The sequence below is a fragment of the Microbacterium sp. TW_SC_2 genome, from assembly GCF_055361165.1.
This window is the reverse complement of record NZ_CM143952.1, coordinates 1,732,995-1,755,211: the sequence shown is the minus strand read 5'-3', so window position 1 is coordinate 1,755,211 and position 22,217 is coordinate 1,732,995. Positions and strand designations below refer to the sequence as shown.

Sequence of the window (22,217 nt, the reverse complement as noted above, 5' to 3'; positions counted from 1 at the left end):
CGAATGGGTCGACTGGACGGTCGCGTGGCGGGAGACCGCACCGAGGAACGTCCGGGCTCCACAGGGCAGGGCGGTGGGTAACACCCACCCGGAGCAATCCGCGAGACAGTGCCACAGAGAGCAGACCGCCCCGCAAGGGGTAAGGGTGAAAGGGTGGTGTAAGAGACCACCGGGGGTCATGGTGACATGACCTGCCAGGTAAACCTCGTCCGGAGCAAGGTCAGACAGAGGATGTTGACGCGGCTCGCCGAGTCCTCGGGTAGACCGCTGGAGCGCCACGGCAACGTGTCGCCGAGAGAGATGGCCGTCGAAGGGGCGAAGAACCCCGGAACAGAACCCGGCGTACAGGTCGGCCCATTCGCCTCGACGTGGAGAAGGGCCTGATGATCGAGGAGATCATCAGGCCCTTCCCGGTCTGTCGGTCCGATTCCGGTGGGCGCGCGGTGCTGCGGGTCAGTCGCCCGCGAGGGAGGCCGCGCCGATGATGCCCGAGGAGTTGCGGTGAATCGCCGCGACGATCGGGGTCTTCAGATCGAGCAACGGGAGGAAGTTCTCCGGGTGCTTCGACACGCCTCCGCCGACCACGAACAGGTCGGGGCTGAAGAGGAACTCGACGTGGCTGAAGAAGACCTGGAGGCGGGCGGACCACTCCTCCCAGTTCAGCTTCTCGCGCTCCATGGCGGAGTAGGCGGTCCACTTCTCGATGGACTCCCCGTTGTACAGCAGGTGCCCGAGCTCGGTGTTCGGCAGAAGCACGCCGTCGTAGAGGAACGCCGAGCCGATGCCGGTGCCGAGGGTGGCGAGGATCGTCAGGCCCTTGGCTCCGCGAGCCGCGCCGTGGCGCACCTCGGCGACGCCGGCGGCATCCGCATCGTTCACGAAGGTGATGCCGCGTCCCAGTCCGTCCTCGAAGAACTTCTCCGCTTCGAAGTCGATCCAGTCCTTCGAGACGTTCGCGGCGGAGAGCGTCTTGCCGTTCTTGACGATCGCGGGGAAGGCGACGCCGAGGGGCAGCGAGGAGTCGCGCACCTCGAGGGCGTCGAGCACCTGGTGCACCGCCGCCAGCACGTCGGACGGCGACGCGCCTTTCGGAGTGGGAACGCGTACGCGATCCGAGTCCATCGTCCCGTGAGTGAGGTCGACGATGCCTGCCTTGATTCCCGTGCCGCCGATGTCGACGCCGATCGCTTTTGCCATGGGCGATAGCTTAGCGACCGAGGTGCACGCCAGTAGGATCGATGACATCACGTGAAGAAGGGGCAGACATGTCTGACGGTGACAGCAAGTACTGGTACAACTCCGAGTCCGGCGAGGTCGAATTCGGCATGATCTCGCCCTCCGTCGACCGGATCGGACCCTTCGACACGGAAGCCGAAGCCCGCCGTGCCCCCGACGTGGTCAAGGAGCGCGCGCGCGCCTGGGCCGAGGAGGAAGCCGCCGAGCAGGGCTGGGATGCCGGGAACGACGCGAAGGGCCAGGGCGCAGAGTAGGCATGGACAAGCAAAGGGATTTCGTCCTGCGGACGATCGAAGAGCGCGGCGTCAAGTTCGTCCGCCTGTGGTTCACCGACGTGATCGGCACACTCAAGTCGGTGGCGATCGCCCCGGCCGAGGTCGAGGGTGCGTTCGCCGAGGGCATCGGCTTCGACGGTTCCGCGATCGAGGGCCTCACGCGCACCTATGAGTCGGATCTGCTGGCGCAGCCCGACCCCACGACGTTCCAGACGCTGCCGTGGCGCGGGGAGATCGACCCCACGGCTCGCATGTTCTGCGACCTCACCACGCCCGACGGGCAGCCGGCCGTCGCCGACCCGCGTCACGTGCTCAAGCGCACGCTCGCGAAGGCCGCCGATGCGGGATTCACGTTCTACACGCACCCCGAGATCGAGTTCTACCTGTTGAAGTCCTCGTCCTTCGGACCGGAGGGCCCTGTGCCGGTCGACTCGGCCGGCTACTTCGACAACGTCCCCGGCGGCACGGCGCACGACTTCCGCCGCCGTTCGGTGCGAATGCTGGAAGACCTCGGCATCTCCGTGGAGTTCAGCCATCACGAGGGTGGACCCGGACAGAACGAGATCGACCTCCGCTACGCGGACGCCCTGACCACGGCCGACAACGTGATGACGTTCCGCACCGTGATCAAGGAGGTCGCGATCGAGCAGGGCGTGTACGCGACGTTCATGCCGAAGCCCCTCAGCGGACACCCGGGCAGCGGGATGCACACCCACATGTCGCTGTTCGAAGGCGATCAGAACGCGTTCTACGAGGAGGGCGCGAAGTACCAGCTGTCCAAGACCGGACGGCACTTCATCGCCGGACTCCTGCGCCACGCGAACGAGATCTCCGCGGTCACGAACCAGTTCGTGAACTCGTACAAGCGGCTCTGGGGAGGCGACGAGGCGCCGAGCTTCGTGACCTGGGGCCACAACAACCGGTCCGCGCTCGTTCGCGTGCCGATGTACAAGCCGAACAAGGGACAGTCGTCGCGCGTGGAGTACCGCGCGCTCGACTCCGCAGCGAACCCCTACCTGGCCTACGCGCTCATGCTCGCGGCCGGGCTCAAGGGCATCGAGGAGGGCTACGAGCTGCCGCCCGAGGCCGAGGACAACGTGTGGTCGCTCAGCGACGCCGAGCGCCGTGCGCTGGGATACTCGTCGTTGCCGGCGAGCCTCGACCACGCTCTCGAGTACATGGAGGACTCCGAGCTCGTCGCGGAGACGTTGGGCGAGCAGGTGTTCAACTACGTGCTGCTCAACAAGCGCAAGGAGTGGGAGGCGTACCGCGGTCAGGTGACGCCGCTCGAGCTGAAGAACAACCTCGAGTTGCTCTGAGGCGGGTCCATGGCGCGCCCGGACGACTCCGTCTCGCTCTCGGCCCTGGCCAGGCTCGGCTTCTCCGAGCTGAGTGAGGCCGCTGCATCGCTGTCGGAACTCGCGGAGATCCTCGGATCCACGCGCACCGAGGTGCTGGAGGCGGCCGGGGTCGCCGATCCCGATGCTGCGGTGCGCGGACTCGTGCGTGTCGCGAGGCGTGACCCGGCGCCGGTGAAGCTGCTGCTCGACGAGCCTGAGTCGCGCCGCCGCGCGTGGCGGGTGTTCGGGGCGTCCGAGGGGCTCGCCGACTTCTTCCTCCGCCATCCCGACGAGCTCACCGCGCTGGCGGCGGGCATCGACGCGCCCCCGTCGGCGATCGAGCTGCGCGAGCGTCTTCTGGCATCCGTGGACTCGGTGGCGGGCTTCGCCACCTCGGGTGAGGATGCGGCGGTCGTGGCGCTGCGCGTCGCGTACCGTTCGAGCCTCGCTGCCATCGCGGCCTACGATCTCACGCACCCGGACCCCGTGTCCGTGGTCGGGGTGGTCTCCGCCGCCCTCGCCGACATCGCGGGTGCTGCACTCGAAGCCGCCCTGGCGGTCGCCCGTGCCCGGCTGCGGGCCACGTATCCGGAGCCCGAGGTCGCCGCGACCCGTCTGGCCATCATCGGCATGGGCAAATCGGGTGCGCGGGAATTGAACTACGTCAGCGATGTCGACGTGATCTTCGTCGGCGGGACCGCCGACGAAGAGATCGTGGGCGAGGCGAAGGCGATCGACATCGCCACGCGTCTGGCACGCGAGACGATGCGCGCGCTCAGCGGCATCGAGATCGAGCCACCGCTGTGGGAGGTCGACGCCAATCTCCGGCCCGAGGGCAAGCAGGGGGCCCTGGTGCGCTCGCTGGCCTCGCATCTGGCCTACTACGATCGGTGGGCCAAGAGCTGGGAGTTCCAGGCGCTGCTCAAGGCGCGGCCCCTCGCGGGAGACGAGGAACTCGGTGCCGAGTACATCGCCGCCGTGCAGCCGAAGATCTGGTCGAGTGCCGCCCGGCAGGACTTCGTCGACAGCGTGCAGCGGATGCGTCAGCGCGTCATGGAGCACATCGACCCCGAGGATGCGCCGTACCAGATCAAGCTCGGATCCGGCGGGCTGCGCGACATCGAGTTCACGGTCCAGCTGCTCCAGCTCGTGCACGGGCTGACCGACGAATCGCTGCGCACCCGCGGCACGCTCGAGAGCCTCGACGCGCTGGTCGAGGGCGGCTACATCGGTCGCGCCGAGGCGTCGGCGTTCGCGAAGGACTACTGCATCCTGCGGGTCATGGAGCATCGTCTGCAGCTGCGCGAGCTCAGCCGCACGCACCTCATGCCGCGCACCCCGGCCGGCCTGCGCGTCCTCGCCCGCAGCACGGGGCTGGCCGAGACCGGTGACGGCGTGTGGGCTCGCTGGGAGAGCGTGCGCCGTGAGGTGCGCGACATCCACACGCGACTGTTCTACCGCCCGCTGCTCAGTGCCGTCGCGGCGCTGCCCGAGGAAGAGCGGACGCTGTCCACGGCGCAGGCGCACGACCGCCTCGCGGCGATCGGGTTCCGGGATCCGGCCGGGGCGTTGCGGCACATCGGGGCGCTCACGACCGGGCTGAGCCGCAAGGCCACCATCCAGCGACACCTCATGCCGATCATGGTGCGCTGGTTCGCCGACGGCAGCGACCCCGACTACGGCCTCATCGCCTTCCGACGCATCAGCGAACGGCTGGGGGACACCCCGTGGTTCCTCCGCATGCTGCGCGACTCCTCGGGGGCCGCCGAGAGCCTCACCCGGATCCTGTCCTCGTCGCGGTACATCGGCGAGCTGATGGAGTGGATCCCGGAGTCGGTCGCCTGGCTCGATCGGCTCGAACAGCTGCGCCCGCGCGGAGCCGCCGCGCTCGACGAGGAGGCCCGCGCGATCCAGACACGGCACGAGTCGGTCGGAGATGCGCTGCGCGCCGTCCGGGCGAACCGGCGCCGCGAGCTGCTGCGTACGGCGATGGGGGCGGTGCTCGACGTCCTCACGATCGAGGAGATCGCGACGGCGCTGACCGACATCACCGAGACGACGATCCAGGCAGCCCTCCGCGCCGTGTTCCGCGAGGTCGTGCCGCCGGAGGACGAGGCACTGGACTTCGCGGTGATCGCGATGGGGCGCTTCGGCGGCGCGGAACTCGGCTTCGGCTCGGATGCCGACATCCTGTATGTGTACGACGCGAACGGTCTCGACCCGCAGCGGGCCCAGGTGCTGGCGAACCAGGTGGTCACGCGCCTGCGCGAGCACCTGACGGATCATCGCGTGCCTCTCGAGCTCGACGCCGATCTGCGTCCGGAGGGGCGCAGCGGCCCGCTCGTGCGATCGATCGAGGCGTACACGACCTATTACCGTCGCTGGTCGCTCTCCTGGGAGGCGCAGGCTCTGCTCCGAGGGCGCGGAGTGGCCGGCAGCGCCAAACTGATCGCCCGGTTCGTCGAGCTCGCGGACTCCATCCGGTATCCCGAGACGGTCGACCAGCAGGGACTGCGCGAGATCAAGCGCATCAAGGCGCGCGTCGAGGGGGAGCGGCTTCCGCAGGGCGCCGACCCCCGGCGGCACCTCAAGCTCGGTCCCGGCACGCTCAGCGATGTGGAGTGGCTGGTGCAGCTGCTGCAGCTGCAGCATGCCCACGCGATCCCCGGTCTGCGAACGACATCCACGATCGCGGCACTGGATGCCGCCGTCGAGGCCGACCTCGTGCCGGTGGAGGCCGCCGAACGACTCAGCGAGGCCTGGCGGCTGGCGAGCAGGTTGCGCTCGGCCATCACGATCCTCTCCGGGAAGACCAGTGATGTCCTGCCATCCGACCGCCGCGACCTCGACGCGATCGCACGGCTGCTCGGCTACCCCGACCGCTCCGCCACGGAGCTCGAGGAGGACTATCTCGGCGTCACGCGACGGGCTCGCAAGGCCTTCGAGCACCTGTTCTACGGGTAGTCCCTGCGCTCGAGTTGCAGTATGCCTCCCGGTCGCCCATCATGACGCTATGACCCACGCACGCATCGGAATCGTCTGGAACCCTTCGAAGGTCGAGAAGGAGGTTCTGCAGGACGCCGTGAGCACGGTGTTCGGCGATGCGACCGACGTGCGCTGGTGGGAGACGACACCGGAGGACCCGGGCCGCGGCATGGCTCGCGAGGCGCAGGAGGACGGTCGCGACACCGTCATCGCCGTCGGGGGAGACGGCACGGTCCGCGCGGTCGCGGAGTCGCTCGCCGGCTCCGACGTCGCGCTCGGGATCGTGCCGCAAGGAACGGGCAACCTGCTCGCGCGCAACCTCGAGGTGCCGCTGAACAACATCCCCGCCGCGTTCGAGCGCGTCCGCGACGCGGAGCCCCGTCGCATCGACCTCGGCTGGGTCTCCTACGATGACACCGAGCACGCCTTCGCTGTGATGGTGGGCTTCGGGATCGACGCGCAGATGCTCGTCGAGACCGACGACGACCTGAAGTCGAAGGCCGGATGGCTGGCGTACGTGGAGGCGATGGGGCGCGCCCTCGCCGGCACCGAGATGACCGACATCACCCTCGCCATCGATGGCGAGAAGGCGGTCGCGGTGCGCGGCCACACGCTGCTGATCGGCAACTGCGGCATGGTCCAGGGTGGCATCCGCCTGCTTCCCGACGCCGTGCTCGACGACGGCAAGCTCGATGTGCTGATGGTCAGCGCCGACGGTGCGTTGCAGTGGCTCGACACGTTCCGTTCGTTCGTGTGGGACAACGGCATCCGTCGCTTCTTCGGTGGCGCCGATGAGGCCGTCAGCACGGACTCCGCCCGTCACCTGCCCGTCGAGACGATCTCGGTCACCCTGAACACTCCGCTCGTGTTCGAGATCGACGGCGAGGAGATGGGCGAGGTGTCGTCCTTCGACGTCCGCGTGCAGCCGGGGGCCCTGCTCATCCGTTGAGACGAGACCGGACCGCCGGCGCCCCGGGTCAGACCGTGGCGACCGGCGGCGCGGTCTTCCGGTCCTGATTCGGGAAGACCACCTTCTGCACGATGATGATGATGCTCGCGGCGACGGGGATCGCCACGAGAGCCCCGAGGATTCCACCGAGGGCGCCCCCGGCGACCGCAGCGATGACCACGAGGGCGCCGGGAACGGCGACGGCCTTGCTCATGATGCGGGGCGAGAGGATGTACGCCTCGATCTGCATGTACACCAGGTAGTAGCCGAAGGCGATCAGCGCGGTCACCGGACTCGCGATGAGGCAGATGAGCGAGTTGATGATCGAGGCGCTCAGCGTTCCCACGAGCGGGATCATCGAGCCGATGAAGGCGATCAGCGCCAACAGCGCGGGGACCGGGGCTCCGATGATGGTGAGCAGGATCAGACTGAGGATGCCGTTGATGAGCGCGAGGCTGGCCTGCCCCATCACGTAGCGGCCCACCGCGCCGGAGACGTCCTCGAGGAGTCCGCTGAAGGTGTCGCGCTGGTACGCGGGAACGAAGCGCGCCGCGACCTTCTTCATGGTCCGCAGCGACGCCATGAAGTAGAGCGTGAGGATCAGCACGATCGTGATCCCGGTCAGACCGCCGGCGATCCCGGCTCCCACCGCGAAGACGCCGCCGCTGATGTTGGCGAGGTTGCCCGGGTCCTGCAGGAAGGAGAGCACGCCGTTGGCGGCGTCTTCGAGCGTGGAGCCGAACTGGTCGTTCAGATCCTGGAACCACGAGGAGGCCATGATGTCCTTGACCATCTGCGGGCCGTCGTCGATCAGATTCGCGATCTGCTCGACGAGGATCGGGACGATCGCCAGGATGATGCCGGCGAAGGCCAGCAGCACTCCGGCGACGACGATGGCGACGGCCGCGGGACGGGGGAGCTTGCGTTCGATGAACGCCACGATCGGATCGAGGCCCAGCGCGAGGAACACGGCGACGCCGATGTAGACGAGGACGGTCGCGAGCTGTTCGACGATCCCGCCGATGAGCAGGGCGACGAGGACACCGAGAGCGCCGAGCAGCCCGAGCTTGAACGGATTCGTCCGGGCGAGGGCGGCGACCGAGGCGGTCGGGATCGGCGGAACCTCCGTCATTGCGTGCTCGGCCTTCGTTGTGTCGGTCTTGCGACGCATGACGCCCCCACTCTATTCGTTTCGACCTCTCAGTTGACCACCCGGCCCGCACTCGGTCAAGCAAGCCACGCCGACGTTCTCCGGCAGTCGTCCGCCCCGCACACGGGCGAGCCCGTCACGGTCCGAGTCGGGGGATCGCAGATCCCCTAGTATCGGGGGTGCGCCTTGCCCGAGGCGTGGCCGCGGTGGGGATCTGCGGCAGATCCGCCTGGGGAGGGTCACATGACGAATTCCGTCGCGCGCGCACGCGCCGTCCTCGTCGTCTCGGGCGCCGCGTACCCATGCCCGTGACGCGAGCGCGCACGCTGGCGATGTTCGGCAGTGTGCGCATCCGAGAGTTCGTGATGGGACGTGACAACGAGCGCTCCCGCCTGGATCGCTTCGCCGGGATGGTCGGCCTGCACAGCGTGCGCTCCGGCGCCATGGACATCGACACCGCCACGGGGCGTCTGCGCGTCGGCGCACCTCAGGCGTTCCTGCTCGACCACGGTTCCCCGATCCACGCGGCGCCGCTCGGCGATCTCCGGCTGCTGTCGATCGTGGTCCCGTCCGAGGCCCTGACCGGGGCGACCGCGCCCGCGCCGGGCGAGGTCCGGCCTGTCCCCGCGGACAGCACTCTTCTCGATCCCACGCTCGCGTTCGCCGAACGGGCGGCAGCAGTGGATGCCGAACCCGTCAGCGGATTCGGCAGCTACTACGTCGAGCGCCTTCTGCAGGAGATGGTCATCGGCGTTGCCGTGGAGGGGGTCAGGTCTCCGCGAAGAGTCCCCCAGGTCGATGTCCATCTGAGTGCCGTGGCGATGATCGCGGCACAGCGCGAGGATCCGTCGCTGTCGCCGCAGGTCATCGCCGACCAGCTGGCGATCTCGGTGCGGCAGCTGCAGCGGGTGTTCCGAGCTCACGACACCACTCCGGAGCGGCAGATCCGGAAAGCGCGCGTGGAGCACGCCACGAGACTGCTCTCCGATCGCACCTACGATCCGCTCAGCGTCGCGGACATCGGCCGGTACGCGGGCTTCGCCGACGGCTCCAGCCTCGCGCGCGCGATGGCGAGGGAAGGTCGCAGCTCTCCGTCGACCGTGCGTCGTCGATCCCGCGAGGAGTCGGGGGACGGGGACGCCGTCATACCGGATGCGACAGACGACGGACCGTGAGCGACACCGTCGTCGGATCCGGTCCTCGCTGAGCGGCTCCCGGCCACGATGTCCTGCGGAAGTTCCCATCCCGTAGACATCCACCCAGAGGAGTACGACATGAGTGTCCACGAGCGCGGACCGCAGTCCGCCACCGGTATGAACCGGCGCACCGTCATCAAGGCCGCGGCCTGGTCCACCCCGGTGATCGCTGCGGCGATCGCGACCCCGCTGGCCGCCGCCAGCGTCGCGCAGCCGCTGGTCGCACCCGGCGGAGGCCTGTCGGAGTGGCAGGGTGGCACGTCGGTCGGCACCTGGACGGTGTCGCAGCCGAACCGCGTGCAGATCAATGCGGGGCAGAGCGTGGGGTTCAACGTGTTCGACCCCGACACCGGCGAGGTGGCTCCCGCGGGACGCTACACGTCGGGCGGCGTCACCGTCACCGTGCAGTGGGGCGCGGGCAACGGTGTGACCACCCCCACCAGCTATCGCCTCGAGGAGCGCAGCCTGAACGGGTGGGTGCGCGTCGGCGAGCTTCCCGCCGAAGGCACCAGCGGGACGGTCCAGTACGTCTACACCGGCCTTCTCAACGGTGGGTCGAACCTCGTCCCGCTCCCCGTCGTCTGGCTGTACCCGTCCGAGGGAGGCGCACTCACGCCCACCTATGTCAACACGGCGCTGTCGGCGGAGTACCTGAGCGAGAAGACCTCGGGCGCGCGCGTCCCCTGAGCCCCCTCGCCTGAGGCACGAGTCGGCCTCGCCCGGGCCGGCTCGTGCCGCGGACGTCGCCGCCGAGCTCGCGGTCGTGCAAGGCTGAGGAGATGAGCAGCTCTCCGGATCCCCGCACCTATGACATCGCATCGCTGCGCGACCGCGTTCGGCGGACGAGCGGTGGGCAGGTCGACGACAGCATTCCGGAGCTCGCCGACGCCGATCCCGACCTCCTGGGTCTGGCGATCGTCACCACCGGCGGAGAGAAGGTGTGCAGCGACCAATCGGACGTCGCCGTGAGCATCCAGTCGGCGGTCAAGCCCTTCCTCTTCGCACTCGCGCTCCAGGACACGGGCGGACGTGCGCTGGACCGCGTGGGCATCGAGCCGACGGGCGAGGCCTTCGACGCCATCAAGCTCGAGAGCGGCACGGGACGCCCGCCGAACCCGATGGTCAATGCCGGGGCGCTCCTCACGGCATCCCTGGTGGACGGATCCGATGTGGCCGCGCGCGATGAGCGGATCCGGAGCGGGCTGTCGGCGTTCGCCGGACGTGCCCTGCAGGTCGACGACGGCATCGCCCGCAACGAGCATCTGTTCGGAGATCGCAACCATGCGCTCGCTCATCTGATGCGATCAGAGGGAACGCTCGAGGTCAGCGCCGATGATGCGGTCGCGGTCTACGCCCGCGCCTGCGCGGTGCTCGTCGATGCCGTCGATCTGGCGCTGATGGGGGCGACCCTCGCGAACGGCGGCGAGAACCCGGTGACCGGCGAGCGGGTGGTGTCGGAGCGGATCGCGCGCGATGTCGTCTCGGTCATGGCCACGTGCGGCGTCTATGACGGGTCCGGGCGGTGGCTGCAGCAGGTCGGCATCCCCGCGAAGTCGAGCGTGTCCGGTGCGATCGTTCTCGCCGCGCCCGGCGTGCTCGGTGCAGCGGTGATCAGCCCGCCGCTCGACGAGTTCGGGACGAGCGTGCGCGGACACGAGGCGAGCGTCCTTCTCAGCGACGATCTCGGGCTGCACGCGTTCGGGGCCGTCTCGCGCTGAACCGTCGCGAGACGGCCCCGTCCGTGTCGATCAGTCGCGGGGGAGTTCGACCTTCTCGTTGTCGGCGTCGTACTGCTCGCCGGTGATCTTGGACTTCACGAAGCTGAAGATCGACGCGAGCTTTCCTCCGGGGCTGTCCCAGTACTCCGCCGACTCGGCGGAGAACTTCAGCAGCCCCACATCGGGGTCGTCGGGACCGTTGGTGAACCACGCCTCGACGGTGGGGCTCCACAGCTCGCGCACCTTCTCGCGGTCCTCGACGAGTCCGGCGGTGCCGGAGAGGGACACCCACGAGTCATTCGAGCTCAACGACACGCCGGCACGCTCGTCGCGGGCCAGGTCGACGATGAACGACGCGCCCTTGGAGACGAGGAACCACAGATCGCCGTCGAACTCGGTCTCCTGAACCGTGAGCGGGTGGGCGACGAGACGATCCTGCGCATTGCGGGTCGTGAACATCGCGAAGCGGAAGTCCTTGATCAGCTCGGCGACTCGCTGAGTGGGGGTGGTGTCGGTCATGAGTGGCATCCCTTTCGCGCGGGCCCGGAACGGGCGGAGATCCCATCATGCGCGGAGCGCGTCCGCGCGACGAGGGGCTTGCGGATCGGAGCGTGCCGCGATATCCGGCGGGGCTAGACGGTCTCGTCGCGCTTCTGGCGGAAGGGCCGCGCCGGAGTCGACGGTCCGTCCCACACTGTGATGATGCCCCAGGCGACAGCCGCGAGGGGCACCGAGAGGACCGCGCCGACGATGCCGCCGAGGATCGTGCCCGCGGTCAGGGCGAGCAGGATGACCAGAGCATGCAGCTTCAGCGACCGCGCCATCACGACCGGCTGCAGGAAGTTGCCCTCGAGCTGGTTGACGAGCACCACGATCCCGACGACGATCAGCGCCGCGACCGGCCCGTGGGTGACGAGCGCGACGAGGGCGGCGAGGATGCCCGCCGCTGTCGCTCCGACGAGGGGGATGAACGCGGTCAGGAAGACGATGACGGCCAGGGGGAGCGCGAGCGGGATCTGGAGGATGGCGAGGCCGATCCCGATGCCCAGGGCGTCGGCCGCCGCCACGATCGAGGTGCCGCGGATATACCCGCCGAACACCTCCACGGTCTTGTCGCCCACGCGACGGGCACGCTCGTAGCTCGCACCGGTGAAGGGGCGCAGGAGGAACTCCCAGATCCGGGGGCCGTCCTTCAGGAAGAAGAACAGCACGACGATCATCAGGACGAGCCCGGTGAAGAAGCTCGCCGTCGCCGACACTCCGGCGAGAGCGCCCTGGCCGAACGATGCGCTGGTGAGGAAGCTCCCGACCGACGACCAGACGTCGTCGAGATCGATCGCGTCGACGTCGAAGGGCAGCGTGCCGAGCCAGTCGGTCACCTGGCCGATCCCGTCGGTGGCGGATTCGACGAGGTCATCCCATTGGGTGCGCACCGTGAGGACGATCACCCAGACGACCGTGCCGAGCACGGCGATGATCGTGATGAGCGCGATCCACGTCGCGAGGATCGACGGGATCCCGCGACGACGCATCAGGCTGACGACGGGGTGGATCGCGGAGGCGAGGATGAGGGCGATCGTCACCGGGATGAACACCAGCGACAGCTGGGTGATCACGAGCACGCCGACCGCGACGAGAGCGAGCACGGCGAGCGTCTGCAGGCTGCGGGTCGCGACGATCCCGAAGCCTCGGGACCACAGTCCCTTCTCGACGGGTGCGGGATCCTGCGGTCGACCGAAAATCGGGAACATCATCCTGCACTCCTCAATACGCGGGGTAAGTCACCCTATCAACCAGCGGCGGCCTCACGAGACAGAGCCCGCCCCCGCAGATGCGGGGGCGGGCTCTGTGCGGCGATGCCGTGTGGGTCAGACGCCGAAGTACAGCTCGTACTCGAACGGGTGCGGGCGCTGGGCCATCGGCAGGATCTCGTTCTCGTACTTGTAGGAGATCCAGGTCTCGATGAGCTCCTTGGTGAACACGCCGCCCTCGAGGAGGAACTGGTTGTCCGCGGCCAGGGCGTCCAGCGAGTCCAGCAGCGAGTTCGGAACCTGCGGGATGCCCTTGGCCTCCTCGGGGGGAAGCTCGTAGAGGTCCTTGTCGACCGGCTCGTGCGGCTCGATGCGGTTCTTGATGCCGTCGAGACCGGCCATCAGCTGAGCGGCGAACGCGAGGTACGGGTTGCCGGACGCGTCAGGAGCGCGGAACTCGATGCGCTTGGCCTTCGGGTTCGATCCCGTGATCGGGATGCGGATCGCCGCGGAGCGGTTACCGGCCGAGTAGACCAGGTTGACCGGCGCCTCGAATCCCTTGACCAGACGGTGGTAGCTGTTCAGCGTCGGGTTGGTGAAGGCCAGCAGCGCCGGCGCGTGCGCCAGGATGCCGCCGATGTACCACCGGGCGATGTCGCTGAGCTGGCCGTAGCCCGCCTCGTCGTAGAACAGCGGCTTGCCGTCGCTCCAGAGCGACTGGTGCGTGTGCATGCCCGAGCCGTTGTCGCCGTAGAGCGGCTTGGGCATGAAGGTCGCGACCTTGCCCCACTCTTCCGCGGTGTTCTTGACGATGTACTTGAACTTCAGGATGTCGTCGGCCGCGTGCACCATCGTGTCGAAGCGGTAGTTGATCTCCTGCTGGCCGCCCGTGCCGACCTCGTGGTGCGAGCGCTCGAGGATGAAGCCCGCATCGATCAGCTTGAGGGTGATGTCATCGCGGAGGTCCGCCGTCTTGTCGACGGGGCTCACCGGGAAGTAACCGCCCTTGTACGGGGTCTTGTTGGCGAGGTTTCCGCCCTCTTCCTCGCGTCCCGTGTTCCACGCGCCCTCTTCCGAGTCGACGCTGTAGAAGCTGGAGTTCGAGGTGACGGAGTACCGCACGTCGTCGAAGATGTAGAACTCGGCCTCGGGAGCGAAGAACGCGGTGTCGGCGATGCCGGTGGAGGCGAGGTACTTCTCCGCCTTCTTGGCGACCTGACGCGGGTCCTTCGAGTAGATCTCACCCGTGCGCGGGTTGTAGATGTCGAAGATCATGACGAGCGTGCTGGCCTCGCGGAACGGGTCGACGTACGCTGTCGTCACGTCCGGGATGAGCTGCATGTCGGACTCGTGGATGCTCGCGAATCCGCGGATCGAGGAGCCGTCGAAGAGCTGCCCCTCCGTGAAGAACGCCTCATCGACCGTGGATGCCGGAATGTTGAAGTGCTGCTGGACACCAGGGAGATCGGTGAAACGGATGTCAAGGAACTTGACGTCGTTCTCCTTGATGTAGCTCAGCACTTCGGACGAATCTTTGAACATATACGACTCCTGTGTAGCGGAACGATGGCTTCACGGCCATTCTGCACAGTACGGCTGGGGGATTTCTCCTTGGTGTCCGCTTTGTTTCGAGCTTGTTACGCCGCTCCCGGTCCGACGCCGCGATCCCGCTGGGTAGGCTGGAACGGTGACGGATGCTGTGAACACGTACCCCGGCGAGCGACTCGGACTGCCGACGTCGGGGCCGGGGAGCATCGCTCGAGCGGGGCGCCGCATCGGCGCGCTCCTCATCGACTATCTCGCAGCGACCATCATCGCCACCGCGTTCCTGGGCTTCGACCAGTTCGCACTGCCGTCGGAGGCGGGGCTGTCGCAGTTCGCCCCGATGGCGGTCTTCGCGCTGCTGCAGATCGTGTTCATCCCGACTGCCGGCGGCAGCCCGGGGCACCGCATCCTCGGCATGCGCGTGGTCCGGATGGACGGCTCGTGGATCGGCCTGTGGCGTCCGATCGTGCGCACCCTGCTGCTGATCGTCGTGATCCCCGCCGTCATCTGGGACGCGGATCAGCGCGGTCTGCACGACAAGGTGGTCGGCACGATCCTGATCCGCGCCTGAGGGCGTCTGAGCGCCGTCGAGCGGGCGTCAGTCCTTTCCGCGGTTGCGGCGACGCGCCTCGCGGGGTGCCCGGCCGCCGAGGAACGAACGTGCCGGGTCCACGGAGTACCCCTGACGCAGAGCCTCGCGTCCGATCAGCATGCGGAAGCCCATCTCGTCGCGATTGCTCAGGGTGACCTCCGCCAGGACCTCGCGGTCGACCAGCCGGATCAGCATCTCGATCACGAGTCGCTGCTGTGCGTGACCGGAGGAGCTCCGGACCGCACGTCGGTCGTGGATCGGCGACTCGACGACGACGGCATCCAGCTGCGAATCCTGCCACGGCTTCACGCGGAACCGCACCCAGTCCTCGCCGTCCTGGTCGAACTCCTCGATGTCGAACGCGTGCAACGAGGATGTGCGCGCGCCGGTGTCGATCTTCGCCTTGATCCAGTCCACGCCGAGATCGGGGAGCGCCACCCATTCTCGCCACCCGGTAAGAGTGTTTGAATGGGATGTCTTCGTCACTCGATACATCTTGGCAGGAAATCCCCGTGAAGCTCGCAGTACTCTCCCGTGCGCCACAGGCGTACTCCACGCAACGACTGCGCGCTGCCGCGCTTCAGCGCGGCCATAACGTCAAGGTCCTCAACACCCTGCGCTTCGCCATCGATCTCACGGCCGATGAACCCGATCTGCACTACCGGGGGCGTCAGCTGAGCGACTACGACGCCATCCTGCCGCGGATCGGCAACTCGATCACGTACTTCGGCACGGCCGTGGTCCGCCAGTTCGAGCAGATGGACGTCTACACGCCGAACACGGCGAACGGCATCTCGAGTGCGCGGGACAAGCTTCGCGCCAACCAGATCCTGTCCCGTCACAACATCGCGATGCCGCCGACCGCCTTCGTGCGCAACCGCGCCGACGTCCGACCGGCCATCGAGCGCGTCGGCGGGGCTCCCGTCGTGATCAAGCTGCTCGAGGGCACGCAGGGCATCGGCGTGATCCTGGCGCCTCAGGTCAAGGTCGCCGAGGCGATCATCGAGACCCTCCACTCGACGAAGCAGAACGTGCTGATCCAGAAGTTCATCTCCGAGAGCAGAGGCCGCGACATCCGCGCTCTCGTCGTCGGGGACCGTGTCGTGGCCGCCATGCGCCGCTCCGCGGCGGGCGACGAGTTCCGCTCCAACGTCCACCGCGGGGGATCGGTGGAGGCCGTCGAGCTCGATCCGGTCTACGAGCGCGCCGCGGTGCGCTCCGCTCAGATCATGGGGCTGCGCGTGGCGGGCGTGGACATGCTGGAGGGCGATGACGGCCCCCTGGTCATGGAGGTGAACTCCTCACCGGGCCTGCAGGGCATCGAGATGGCGACCAAGCTCGATGTGGCGGGTGCGATCATCGACTACATCGCCGGCCAGGTGGCCTTCCCCGAGATCGACGTGCGCCAGCGCCTCACGGTCTCGACGGGCTACGGCGTCGCCGAGCTCATGGTGCACGGCGCGGTGGACCTGGTCGGCAAGACCCTCGGAGAAGCGGGCCTGTGGGAGCGTGACATCACGGTGCTGACGCTGCACCGCGGCGTCAGCGTGATCCCGAACCCGCGCAAGCACGTCGTCTTGGAAGCGGAAGACCGTCTGTTCTGCTTCGGCAAGCTCGACGAGATGCGCTCCATGGTCCCGGAGCGCCGCCGCCGCCGCGCGAAGGTGCGCCGGCTTCCGCGCCAGCCGCTGTCGGAGTGACCCTGCGCGAGAGACGCGCCGGCGCCACCGGATGACACAAGCGAGGCCGCACCGTCATCGGGGCGGCCTCGCTTGTGTCATCCGGGCTGAGGATCAGCGCGGACGCTGAGCGCGCACCTTGGTGGGGTCGATCCCCTTGGGGATCGGCAGCGAGGACAGCGACTGGGACACGGATTCGATGCGACGGATGACCGCGCCCATGGTGGCCTTATCGATCGTCTTCGGCAGCTTCTTGATGGTCTTCGACAGGTTGGCGATCGTGACCTCGTCGTCGCCGTGCCCGACGTAGAGCACCGTGACAGGGACGCCGTTGGCGACGCGCTGCACCTTGCTGCGCTCTTCGTTGACGAGACGTGTGAGGCGACCGCGCGCGCCTTCGCCGATGATCACGACACCGCCGCGACCGACCGTGCGATAGACGGCCTCCTGAGTCTTGGGGTTGATGCCGACCGGTGTCTCCGACGCCTGCCAGCGGCGACCCAGGCTCGTGCTGAGCACGTGCCCGGTGGCGCCGGGCATGCCGTCGATCTTCGCGTACATCGCGGAGGTGGACAGGCGGGTCATGAGGAACATCGCCCCGAGGACGCCGAGCATCAGGCCGGTGATGCCCCAGAGGACGAGGGTCCACACCTGGAAGGGAGGGATCAGGTATCCGGCGACGAGTCCGAGCAGGACACCGCCGATGAGGATGCCGATCTGTGCCCACGGGAGCCACGGGTAGGCCTCGCGGGTGAACCGGAAGAGGGACTTGATCTGGGAGAAGAACCCAGGACGCTTCTCGGGTTCAGGAGCACTTTTCGCCATAGGGTCCAGCCTACCGATTCCGGCGGTGTCCGATGGCGTCGTTCGCGTGAAGCGGAGAACGTGCGAGCTCGCCTGTTCGGTTGACTCTCCCTCCACATTTTCCGGAATCTCCATGTCCTGTCCCCATCGGGTCAGTTGCGCCCCGACCGGATCGCCGGTCCGATGTGATGGAGCCATGACAGACACTCGGGATGCCGGAGCGAACACGACGCTCGTGCCAGGGGCTCACCGCGTGATCCGCACGCTGGAAGCGGACGAGGGGCCGTTCGAGGGAGTGCTGGTGACCGACGGTGCGGATGTCGTGGTGCGCACGGACTCGACGGAGTTGAGCGGGTGGCTCGGGTGGGGGTTCGCCGGATCGGAGCACGTGGCGGCACCCGTCGATCTGGTGCGGCGCACGGACGGCCATGATGTGTTGCTTCCGTGGTGCACCGAGCGCGTCGTCGGGTTTCTCGCACGTCGTGGTGCCGCGGGAGAACCGCTGAGTGCAGGCGAGTGCGTGACCTTGCTGGTCAGTCTGCTTCGTGCGCTGTCGGAGCTGGGGTCCGATGCACGCGATGGTGAGCCACGCGGGACGTGGTGGCTCACCGATGATGGGAGGCCGATGCTCGTCATCGGGGAGGGGGATGAGGCGCGTGCCGGGGTGGCGCGTCTCATCACCTCATTGATCGCGACCAACGAGGACCGGCCGCTGGGGCGGCTGCTCGTGGCCGTGCAGGCGGGTGTGCAGACCAGCATCGAGCAGCAGCCGCGCGTGTCGCCGCTGCTCCTCGAGAGATGGGAGGGCGAGATGCTCGCGATCGCCGCGCCGCGTCCGCTCCGACGGGAAGCCGCGGCCTCGACGTCGATGCTCCCGTCGAGCGACGTGAGTGGCTTCGCCCGGGATGCCTCCGCGTCCGGGGTCTCCCGGCGGGGAGCGCTCGTGCCCGATCTGTCTGAGCGGGGCTCGTCGGCGGCCGTGAGAAGGAGCACGACGACGCGGAGCGCCGCGCGCAGACGCCCGATGGTCGGAAGAACCGGCGGACGGCGGGCAGGGCGGATCGCGGGGTGGAGCGCGGCCCTGGGCATCGGGCGGAGCACAGTGGGGGCGGTGGTCGGCGGTCTGCATGGTCGACTCCGCAGAGGCGCACGCACGTCGCGTGTGGGGGCGCGGACGGCCGAGGTGGCCAGGCGACGGGGACGAACGCCCGGCGGCAGACGACGGTCGATCCTGGTGGCCTCCGGATCGGCGGCCGCCGTGCTGATCGTCGGGGCGCTCTGGCCGGGCGACGGAGGAGAAGGAGCATCCGGCGCCTCTGAGTCCTCGACGCCCGCGATCGAGCGCGGGGCGGCCCCGGCGTCCGGGCCATCGGAGGATCTTCGGGAGACAGTCTCGGCGGCGCCTGAGCAGGAGGTGTCGGCACCGGAGAGTGCCGTACCGGTGGACTCCGTCGAGGCCGCGGCGTCGCTCTGGCGGGAGCTCGAAGGTTGCAGCGAGAACGGTGACGAGGAGTGCCGCGCGGCGGTGGCTCCGGACTCGGCCGTCGTGCGGGGCGATCTCGTCTTCGCGGGCACGGGTGAGCCGAGCTTCACGCTTCTCGACGAGTACGGCGACATCGCCGTCGTGCGCCTGGAGGGAAGCGCCGGGGTGTCGTCGAAGGCGTCGGAGGCGGAAGGGGAGACGGCAGACGGAGAATTGCCTGACGGCAAAGTCGTGGTTCTCGTGCGCATCAACGAGAAATGGCTGGTCCGCGACATCTACGACGTCGCGGACCAGCCGAAATGATCGTTCGGGTCAGGCGCCCAGGTTCGCCTCGAACTGGGCCGCCTCGAGGCGGGACTTCACCGCGCCCAGGAAGCGTGCGGCGTCGGCGCCGTCGATGATCCGGTGGTCGTACGAGAGCGCGAGGTACACGTACGAGCGGATTGCGATCGCGTCGGAGCCGCCGACCTTGACCAGACCGGGCCGCTTCACGACCGTTCCGGTTCCGAGAATGGCGGACTGAGGCAGGAACACGACGGGGGTGTCGAACAGCGCGCCACGCGAACCGGTGTTGGTCAGCGTGAACGTGCCACCGGCGAGCTCGTCGGGCTTCAGCTTGTTGTCGCGCGTGCGAGCAGCGAGGTCCGCGATCTCGTGAGCGATCTGGGCGATCGTCTTCGAGGCGGCATCCCGCAGGACCGGGGTGAGCAGTCCACGCTCGGTGTCGACCGCGATCGAGACGTTCTCGGTTGCCGGGTACACGATCTGCTCACCGTCGACCGTGGCGTTCACGATCGGGAACGCGCGCAGCGCCTCCGCCGTAGCCAGTGCGAAGAACGGCAGGAACGAGAGCTTGTCGCCGGTCTTCTCGAGGAAGGACGCCTTCACCTTGTCGCGGTACTCCGCCACGGCCGTGACATCGACCTCGACGACCGTGGTGAGCTGAGCCGTCTGCTGCATGGACTCGACGGCCCGCTTGGCGAGAACCTTGCGCAGACGGGACATCGGCTGCGTGGTGCCACGCAACGGCGATGCCTCCAGCGGAGCCGGAGCTGCCGGCGCTGCCGCAGCTGCCGGAGCGGCGGACGCCGACTCGGCGGCCTTCAGGACGTCTTCCTTGCGGATGCGCCCACCGACACCGGTACCGGTGACCGAGGCGAGGTCGACACCCTGCTGCGCGGCGAGCCGACGAACCAGCGGAGTCACATAGAGGTTGTCGCTCTCACCGGACGGTGCAGCGGCTGCCTCCGCCGGTGCGGGCTGCACGGGAGCGGGGGCGGCGGTCTCCGCGGCCGACGGTGCAGGTGCAGCCTCGGGCGCGGTCGGCGTTTCGGTGGCTGCCGGAGCAGCGGGCGCCTCGGGAGCAGGGGCCGGAGCAGCAGGGGCCTCGGCAGCGGGTGCCGGAGCAGCAGGGGCCTCGGCGGCCGGGGCTTCGGCTGCGGGCGCTGCGCCGGAGCCGACGCGGGCCAGGACGGCGCCGACGGCGACGGTCTCGTCCTCGGCGGCGACGATCTCCTGAAGGACGCCGGCGACGGGGGAGGGGATCTCGGTGTCGACCTTGTCGGTGGAGATCTCGAGCAGCGCCTCGTCGACCTCGATCGAGTCGCCCACCTGCTTCAGCCAGCGAGTGACCGTACCCTCGGTCACGCTCTCGCCGAGCTCCGGAAGCACGATGTCGGTCGCATCGCCGGCGGGGGCGGACTCTGCAGCCGGTGCCGCGGCGGGCTCTGCGGCCGGAGCCGACTCTGCGGCCGGAGCGGATTCAGCGGCCGGTGCGGACTCGGCAGCCGGTGCAGACTCGGCAGCAGGAGCCTCTGCGGCAGGGGCTGCGGCACTGCCGTCGCCGATGCGCGCGAGCAGGGCGCCGACCTCGACGGTCTCGTCTTCGGACACGAGGATCTCCTCGATGACACCGCTGACGGGGGAGGGGATCTCCGTGTCGACCTTGTCGGTGGAGATCTCGAGCAGGCCCTCGTCAGCCTGCACGGTGTCTCCCACCTGCTTGAGCCAACGGGTGACCGTACCCTCGGTGACGCTCTCTCCGAGAGCGGGGAGGACCACGGATGTGCTCATGACTGAGTCTCCTTCAAGAAGTTGTATGACGCTTGTCTAGCTTAGTGACTCGGGCACCGGTTGGTGCTCAGAGGGCGTGCAGTGGCTTTCCGGCCAAGGCGAGGAATGCTTCACCCAGGGCCTCGCTCTGGGTGGGATGCGCGTGGATGAGCGGGGCGATGTCCTCGGGGTGCGCTTCCCATGCCACCGCGAGCTGCCCCTCGGCGATCAGCTCGCCGACGCGGTCGCCGAGCAGGTGAACCCCGAGCACCGGGCCGTCCTTGAGGCGGACGACCTTGACCAGTCCACTCGTGCCGATGATCTCGCTCTTGCCGTTCCCGGCGAGGTTGTACTCGTACGACGCGACCGCGTCCGCACCGTGCTCCGCGATGGCGGCCGCCTCCGTCACGCCGACGGAGGCGACTTCCGGGCTCGAATACGTGACCTTCGGGATCTGGGAGTCCGGGATGTTCGGAGGGGTGAGGCCCGCGATCCGCTCAGCGACCGCGATGCCCTGCTGGAACCCGCGGTGGGCGAGCTGCAGCCCCGGCACGATGTCTCCGACAGCCCAGACACCGGGAACCCCGGTGCGAAGCTGCTCGTCGACCGTGACGAAGCCTCGGTCGAGCGTGATGCCGGCCTCCTCGAATCCGAGGCCCGAGGTGACGGGACCACGTCCGACGGCGACGAGCAGGTAGTCGCCGCTGATCTCCTTGCCGTCTTCGAGCGTCACCGTCACGGAGTTCTCGTCCTGCGCGGCCGACTGGAAGCGCACACCGAGCGAGTACTGGATGCCGCGGCGTCGGAACGCGCGTTCGAGACCCTTGCTGAGGGCGATGTCCTCCGCCGGGACGAGGTGCGGCAATGCCTCGACGATCGTGACCTCGCAGCCGAACGAACGCCATACGCTGGCGAACTCCACCCCGATCACGCCGCCCCCGAGCACGATCACGTGCGCGGGGATGACATCGAGCTCGAGCGCCTGCTCGCTGGTCATGATCCGGCCGCCGACCTCGAGACCCGGGAGAGTGCGGCTGTACGACCCCGTCGCCAGCACGACGTCCGTCCCGGCGTAGACGTCGTCGCCGACGCTCACCGTGCGGTCGGCGTTCAGACGCCCGGTTCCGGAGACCGTGGTGATTCCACGCGCCTTCACGAGCCCCTCGAGGCCCTTGAACTTCTTCGCGACGATGCCCTCACGGTAGGTGCGCACGCCGACGGGGTCGATGCCCGCGAGTGTCGCCGTCACACCGACATGCGCGGAGCCGCGCACGTGGTCGGCGACCTCGGCAGCGTGCAGCAGTGCTTTCGTGGGGATGCATCCGCGATGGAGGCAGGTGCCGCCCACCTTGTCCTTCTCGATCAGCGCGACCGACTTGCCCAGCTCGCTGGCTCGCAGCGCTGCCGCGTACCCGCCGCTGCCACCGCCCAGGACGACGATGTCGAAGGAGTGTGTGGTCAT

19 protein-coding genes and 1 other RNA gene are annotated in these 22,217 nt (G+C 68.4%); 11 read left to right on the top strand and 9 right to left on the bottom strand.

Going from position 1 to position 22,217, the window contains the following annotated elements:
- The first annotated feature begins 4 nt into the window (after positions 1-4).
- Positions 5-361, top strand: an RNA gene (rnpB, locus tag ACWA14_RS08250) — RNase P RNA component class A.
- A 92-nt stretch (positions 362-453) separates the two neighbouring features.
- Here the strand turns inward: rnpB and ppgK are convergent.
- Positions 454-1,197, bottom strand: a complete 744-nt coding sequence (gene ppgK / locus ACWA14_RS08245; protein WP_463792335.1) for a polyphosphate--glucose phosphotransferase — start codon at positions 1,195-1,197, stop codon at positions 454-456.
- 68 nt (positions 1,198-1,265) lie between these two features.
- Between ppgK and ACWA14_RS08240 the strand changes: the two genes are divergently transcribed.
- From ACWA14_RS08240 to ACWA14_RS08225, 4 genes are read left to right on the top strand one after another with little or no spacing between them, the layout of a single operon-like run.
- Entirely contained in the window at positions 1,266-1,490 is a 225-nt protein-coding gene (locus tag ACWA14_RS08240) for an SPOR domain-containing protein (RefSeq protein WP_463792334.1), read from the top strand.
- A gap of 2 nt (positions 1,491-1,492) precedes the next feature.
- Positions 1,493-2,830 (top strand): type I glutamate--ammonia ligase, encoded by a 1,338-nt coding sequence (gene glnA / locus ACWA14_RS08235; RefSeq protein WP_463792333.1) that lies wholly within the window; start codon positions 1,493-1,495, stop codon positions 2,828-2,830.
- A 9-nt stretch (positions 2,831-2,839) separates the two neighbouring features.
- Complete coding sequence (locus ACWA14_RS08230) at positions 2,840-5,815, top strand: bifunctional [glutamine synthetase] adenylyltransferase/[glutamine synthetase]-adenylyl-L-tyrosine phosphorylase (RefSeq protein ID WP_463792331.1); 2,976 nt, start codon at positions 2,840-2,842, stop codon at positions 5,813-5,815.
- Between the two features lie 49 nt (positions 5,816-5,864).
- A complete protein-coding gene (locus ACWA14_RS08225) occupies positions 5,865-6,785 on the top strand; it encodes a diacylglycerol/lipid kinase family protein (protein ID WP_463792329.1) in 921 nt (306 codons plus the stop codon).
- Positions 6,786-6,813: 28 nt separating this feature from the next.
- On the opposite strand, the gene ACWA14_RS08220 is transcribed toward ACWA14_RS08225, so the two are convergent.
- Entirely contained in the window at positions 6,814-7,917 is a 1,104-nt protein-coding gene (locus ACWA14_RS08220; protein ID WP_463792328.1) for an AI-2E family transporter, read from the bottom strand.
- 320 nt (positions 7,918-8,237) lie between these two features.
- On the opposite strand from ACWA14_RS08220, the gene ACWA14_RS08215 reads away from it, so the two are divergent.
- The 3 genes from ACWA14_RS08215 (at position 8,238) to glsA (ending at position 10,849) form a co-directional block, all read left to right on the top strand.
- Positions 8,238-9,110: an AraC family transcriptional regulator gene (locus ACWA14_RS08215; RefSeq protein WP_463792326.1), complete on the top strand. Its 873-nt coding sequence runs from the start codon at positions 8,238-8,240 to the stop codon at positions 9,108-9,110.
- A gap of 99 nt (positions 9,111-9,209) precedes the next feature.
- Positions 9,210-9,818 carry a hypothetical protein gene (locus ACWA14_RS08210; RefSeq protein WP_463792324.1) on the top strand — a complete coding sequence of 203 codons (609 nt, stop codon included), beginning with the start codon at positions 9,210-9,212 and terminating at the stop codon, positions 9,816-9,818.
- A gap of 92 nt (positions 9,819-9,910) precedes the next feature.
- Positions 9,911-10,849, top strand: coding sequence for a glutaminase A (gene glsA, locus ACWA14_RS08205; protein WP_463792322.1), 939 nt, complete (start codon positions 9,911-9,913; stop codon positions 10,847-10,849).
- 30 nt (positions 10,850-10,879) lie between these two features.
- Here glsA and ACWA14_RS08200 read toward each other — a convergent pair whose 3' ends face one another.
- The 3 genes from ACWA14_RS08200 to glnA (ACWA14_RS08190) all read right to left on the bottom strand — a co-directional run bounded on the left by ACWA14_RS08200 (position 10,880) and on the right by glnA (ACWA14_RS08190) (position 14,142).
- Positions 10,880-11,368 carry a pyridoxamine 5'-phosphate oxidase family protein gene (locus ACWA14_RS08200; RefSeq protein ID WP_463792320.1) on the bottom strand — a complete coding sequence of 163 codons (489 nt, stop codon included), beginning with the start codon at positions 11,366-11,368 and terminating at the stop codon, positions 10,880-10,882.
- A gap of 113 nt (positions 11,369-11,481) precedes the next feature.
- The gene (locus ACWA14_RS08195) at positions 11,482-12,603 is read right to left on the bottom strand and encodes an AI-2E family transporter (RefSeq protein ID WP_463792318.1); all 1,122 of its coding nucleotides are present in this window, start codon (positions 12,601-12,603) and stop codon (positions 11,482-11,484) included.
- Between the two features lie 114 nt (positions 12,604-12,717).
- Positions 12,718-14,142, bottom strand: coding sequence for a type I glutamate--ammonia ligase (glnA, locus tag ACWA14_RS08190; RefSeq protein WP_463792316.1), 1,425 nt, complete (start codon positions 14,140-14,142; stop codon positions 12,718-12,720).
- Between the two features lie 145 nt (positions 14,143-14,287).
- Between glnA (ACWA14_RS08190) and ACWA14_RS08185 the strand changes: the two genes are divergently transcribed.
- Entirely contained in the window at positions 14,288-14,716 is a 429-nt protein-coding gene (locus ACWA14_RS08185; protein WP_463792315.1) for an RDD family protein, read from the top strand.
- 27 nt (positions 14,717-14,743) lie between these two features.
- On the opposite strand, the gene ACWA14_RS08180 is transcribed toward ACWA14_RS08185, so the two are convergent.
- Positions 14,744-15,232, bottom strand: a complete 489-nt coding sequence (locus tag ACWA14_RS08180; protein WP_463792314.1) for an ATP-dependent zinc protease family protein — start codon at positions 15,230-15,232, stop codon at positions 14,744-14,746.
- A 17-nt stretch (positions 15,233-15,249) separates the two neighbouring features.
- Here ACWA14_RS08180 and ACWA14_RS08175 point away from each other — a divergent pair, with 17 nt between their 5' ends.
- Positions 15,250-16,437, top strand: coding sequence for a RimK family alpha-L-glutamate ligase (locus tag ACWA14_RS08175; protein WP_463792312.1), 1,188 nt, complete (start codon positions 15,250-15,252; stop codon positions 16,435-16,437).
- A gap of 93 nt (positions 16,438-16,530) precedes the next feature.
- Here ACWA14_RS08175 and ACWA14_RS08170 read toward each other — a convergent pair whose 3' ends face one another.
- The gene (locus ACWA14_RS08170; protein ID WP_463792310.1) at positions 16,531-17,241 is read right to left on the bottom strand and encodes a DUF4191 domain-containing protein; all 711 of its coding nucleotides are present in this window, start codon (positions 17,239-17,241) and stop codon (positions 16,531-16,533) included.
- A 175-nt stretch (positions 17,242-17,416) separates the two neighbouring features.
- Between ACWA14_RS08170 and ACWA14_RS08165 the strand changes: the two genes are divergently transcribed.
- Positions 17,417-19,006 (top strand): hypothetical protein, encoded by a 1,590-nt coding sequence (locus ACWA14_RS08165; RefSeq protein ID WP_463792308.1) that lies wholly within the window; start codon positions 17,417-17,419, stop codon positions 19,004-19,006.
- Positions 19,007-19,015: 9 nt separating this feature from the next.
- Here the strand turns inward: ACWA14_RS08165 and sucB are convergent, their stop codons facing one another.
- Both sucB and lpdA read right to left on the bottom strand, forming a co-directional pair.
- Entirely contained in the window at positions 19,016-20,776 is a 1,761-nt protein-coding gene (sucB, locus tag ACWA14_RS08160; RefSeq protein ID WP_463792306.1) for a 2-oxoglutarate dehydrogenase, E2 component, dihydrolipoamide succinyltransferase, read from the bottom strand.
- A 67-nt stretch (positions 20,777-20,843) separates the two neighbouring features.
- Positions 20,844-22,217 (bottom strand): dihydrolipoyl dehydrogenase, encoded by a 1,374-nt coding sequence (gene lpdA / locus ACWA14_RS08155; RefSeq protein ID WP_463797398.1) that lies wholly within the window; start codon positions 22,215-22,217, stop codon positions 20,844-20,846.

Coding starts and splice junctions, on each gene's coding strand:
- ACWA14_RS08200 (WP_463792320.1), bottom strand. CDS start 11,368: ATGACCGACACCACCCCCACTCAGCGAGTCGCCGAGCTGATCAAGGAC.
- lpdA (WP_463797398.1), bottom strand. CDS start 22,217: ATGACCACACACTCCTTCGACATCGTCGTCCTGGGCGGTGGCAGCGGC.
- glnA (WP_463792316.1), bottom strand. CDS start 14,142: ATGTTCAAAGATTCGTCCGAAGTGCTGAGCTACATCAAGGAGAACGAC.
- glsA (WP_463792322.1), top strand. CDS start 9,911: ATGAGCAGCTCTCCGGATCCCCGCACCTATGACATCGCATCGCTGCGC.
- ACWA14_RS08215 (WP_463792326.1), top strand. CDS start 8,238: ATGCCCGTGACGCGAGCGCGCACGCTGGCGATGTTCGGCAGTGTGCGC.
- ACWA14_RS08240 (WP_463792334.1), top strand. CDS start 1,266: ATGTCTGACGGTGACAGCAAGTACTGGTACAACTCCGAGTCCGGCGAG.
- ACWA14_RS08210 (WP_463792324.1), top strand. CDS start 9,210: ATGAGTGTCCACGAGCGCGGACCGCAGTCCGCCACCGGTATGAACCGG.
- ACWA14_RS08230 (WP_463792331.1), top strand. CDS start 2,840: ATGGCGCGCCCGGACGACTCCGTCTCGCTCTCGGCCCTGGCCAGGCTC.
- ACWA14_RS08165 (WP_463792308.1), top strand. CDS start 17,417: ATGACAGACACTCGGGATGCCGGAGCGAACACGACGCTCGTGCCAGGG.
- ACWA14_RS08195 (WP_463792318.1), bottom strand. CDS start 12,603: ATGATGTTCCCGATTTTCGGTCGACCGCAGGATCCCGCACCCGTCGAG.
- glnA (WP_463792333.1), top strand. CDS start 1,493: ATGGACAAGCAAAGGGATTTCGTCCTGCGGACGATCGAAGAGCGCGGC.
- ppgK (WP_463792335.1), bottom strand. CDS start 1,197: ATGGCAAAAGCGATCGGCGTCGACATCGGCGGCACGGGAATCAAGGCA.
- ACWA14_RS08220 (WP_463792328.1), bottom strand. CDS start 7,917: ATGACGGAGGTTCCGCCGATCCCGACCGCCTCGGTCGCCGCCCTCGCC.
- ACWA14_RS08180 (WP_463792314.1), bottom strand. CDS start 15,232: ATGTATCGAGTGACGAAGACATCCCATTCAAACACTCTTACCGGGTGG.
- ACWA14_RS08170 (WP_463792310.1), bottom strand. CDS start 17,241: ATGGCGAAAAGTGCTCCTGAACCCGAGAAGCGTCCTGGGTTCTTCTCC.
- sucB (WP_463792306.1), bottom strand. CDS start 20,776: ATGAGCACATCCGTGGTCCTCCCCGCTCTCGGAGAGAGCGTCACCGAG.
- ACWA14_RS08225 (WP_463792329.1), top strand. CDS start 5,865: ATGACCCACGCACGCATCGGAATCGTCTGGAACCCTTCGAAGGTCGAG.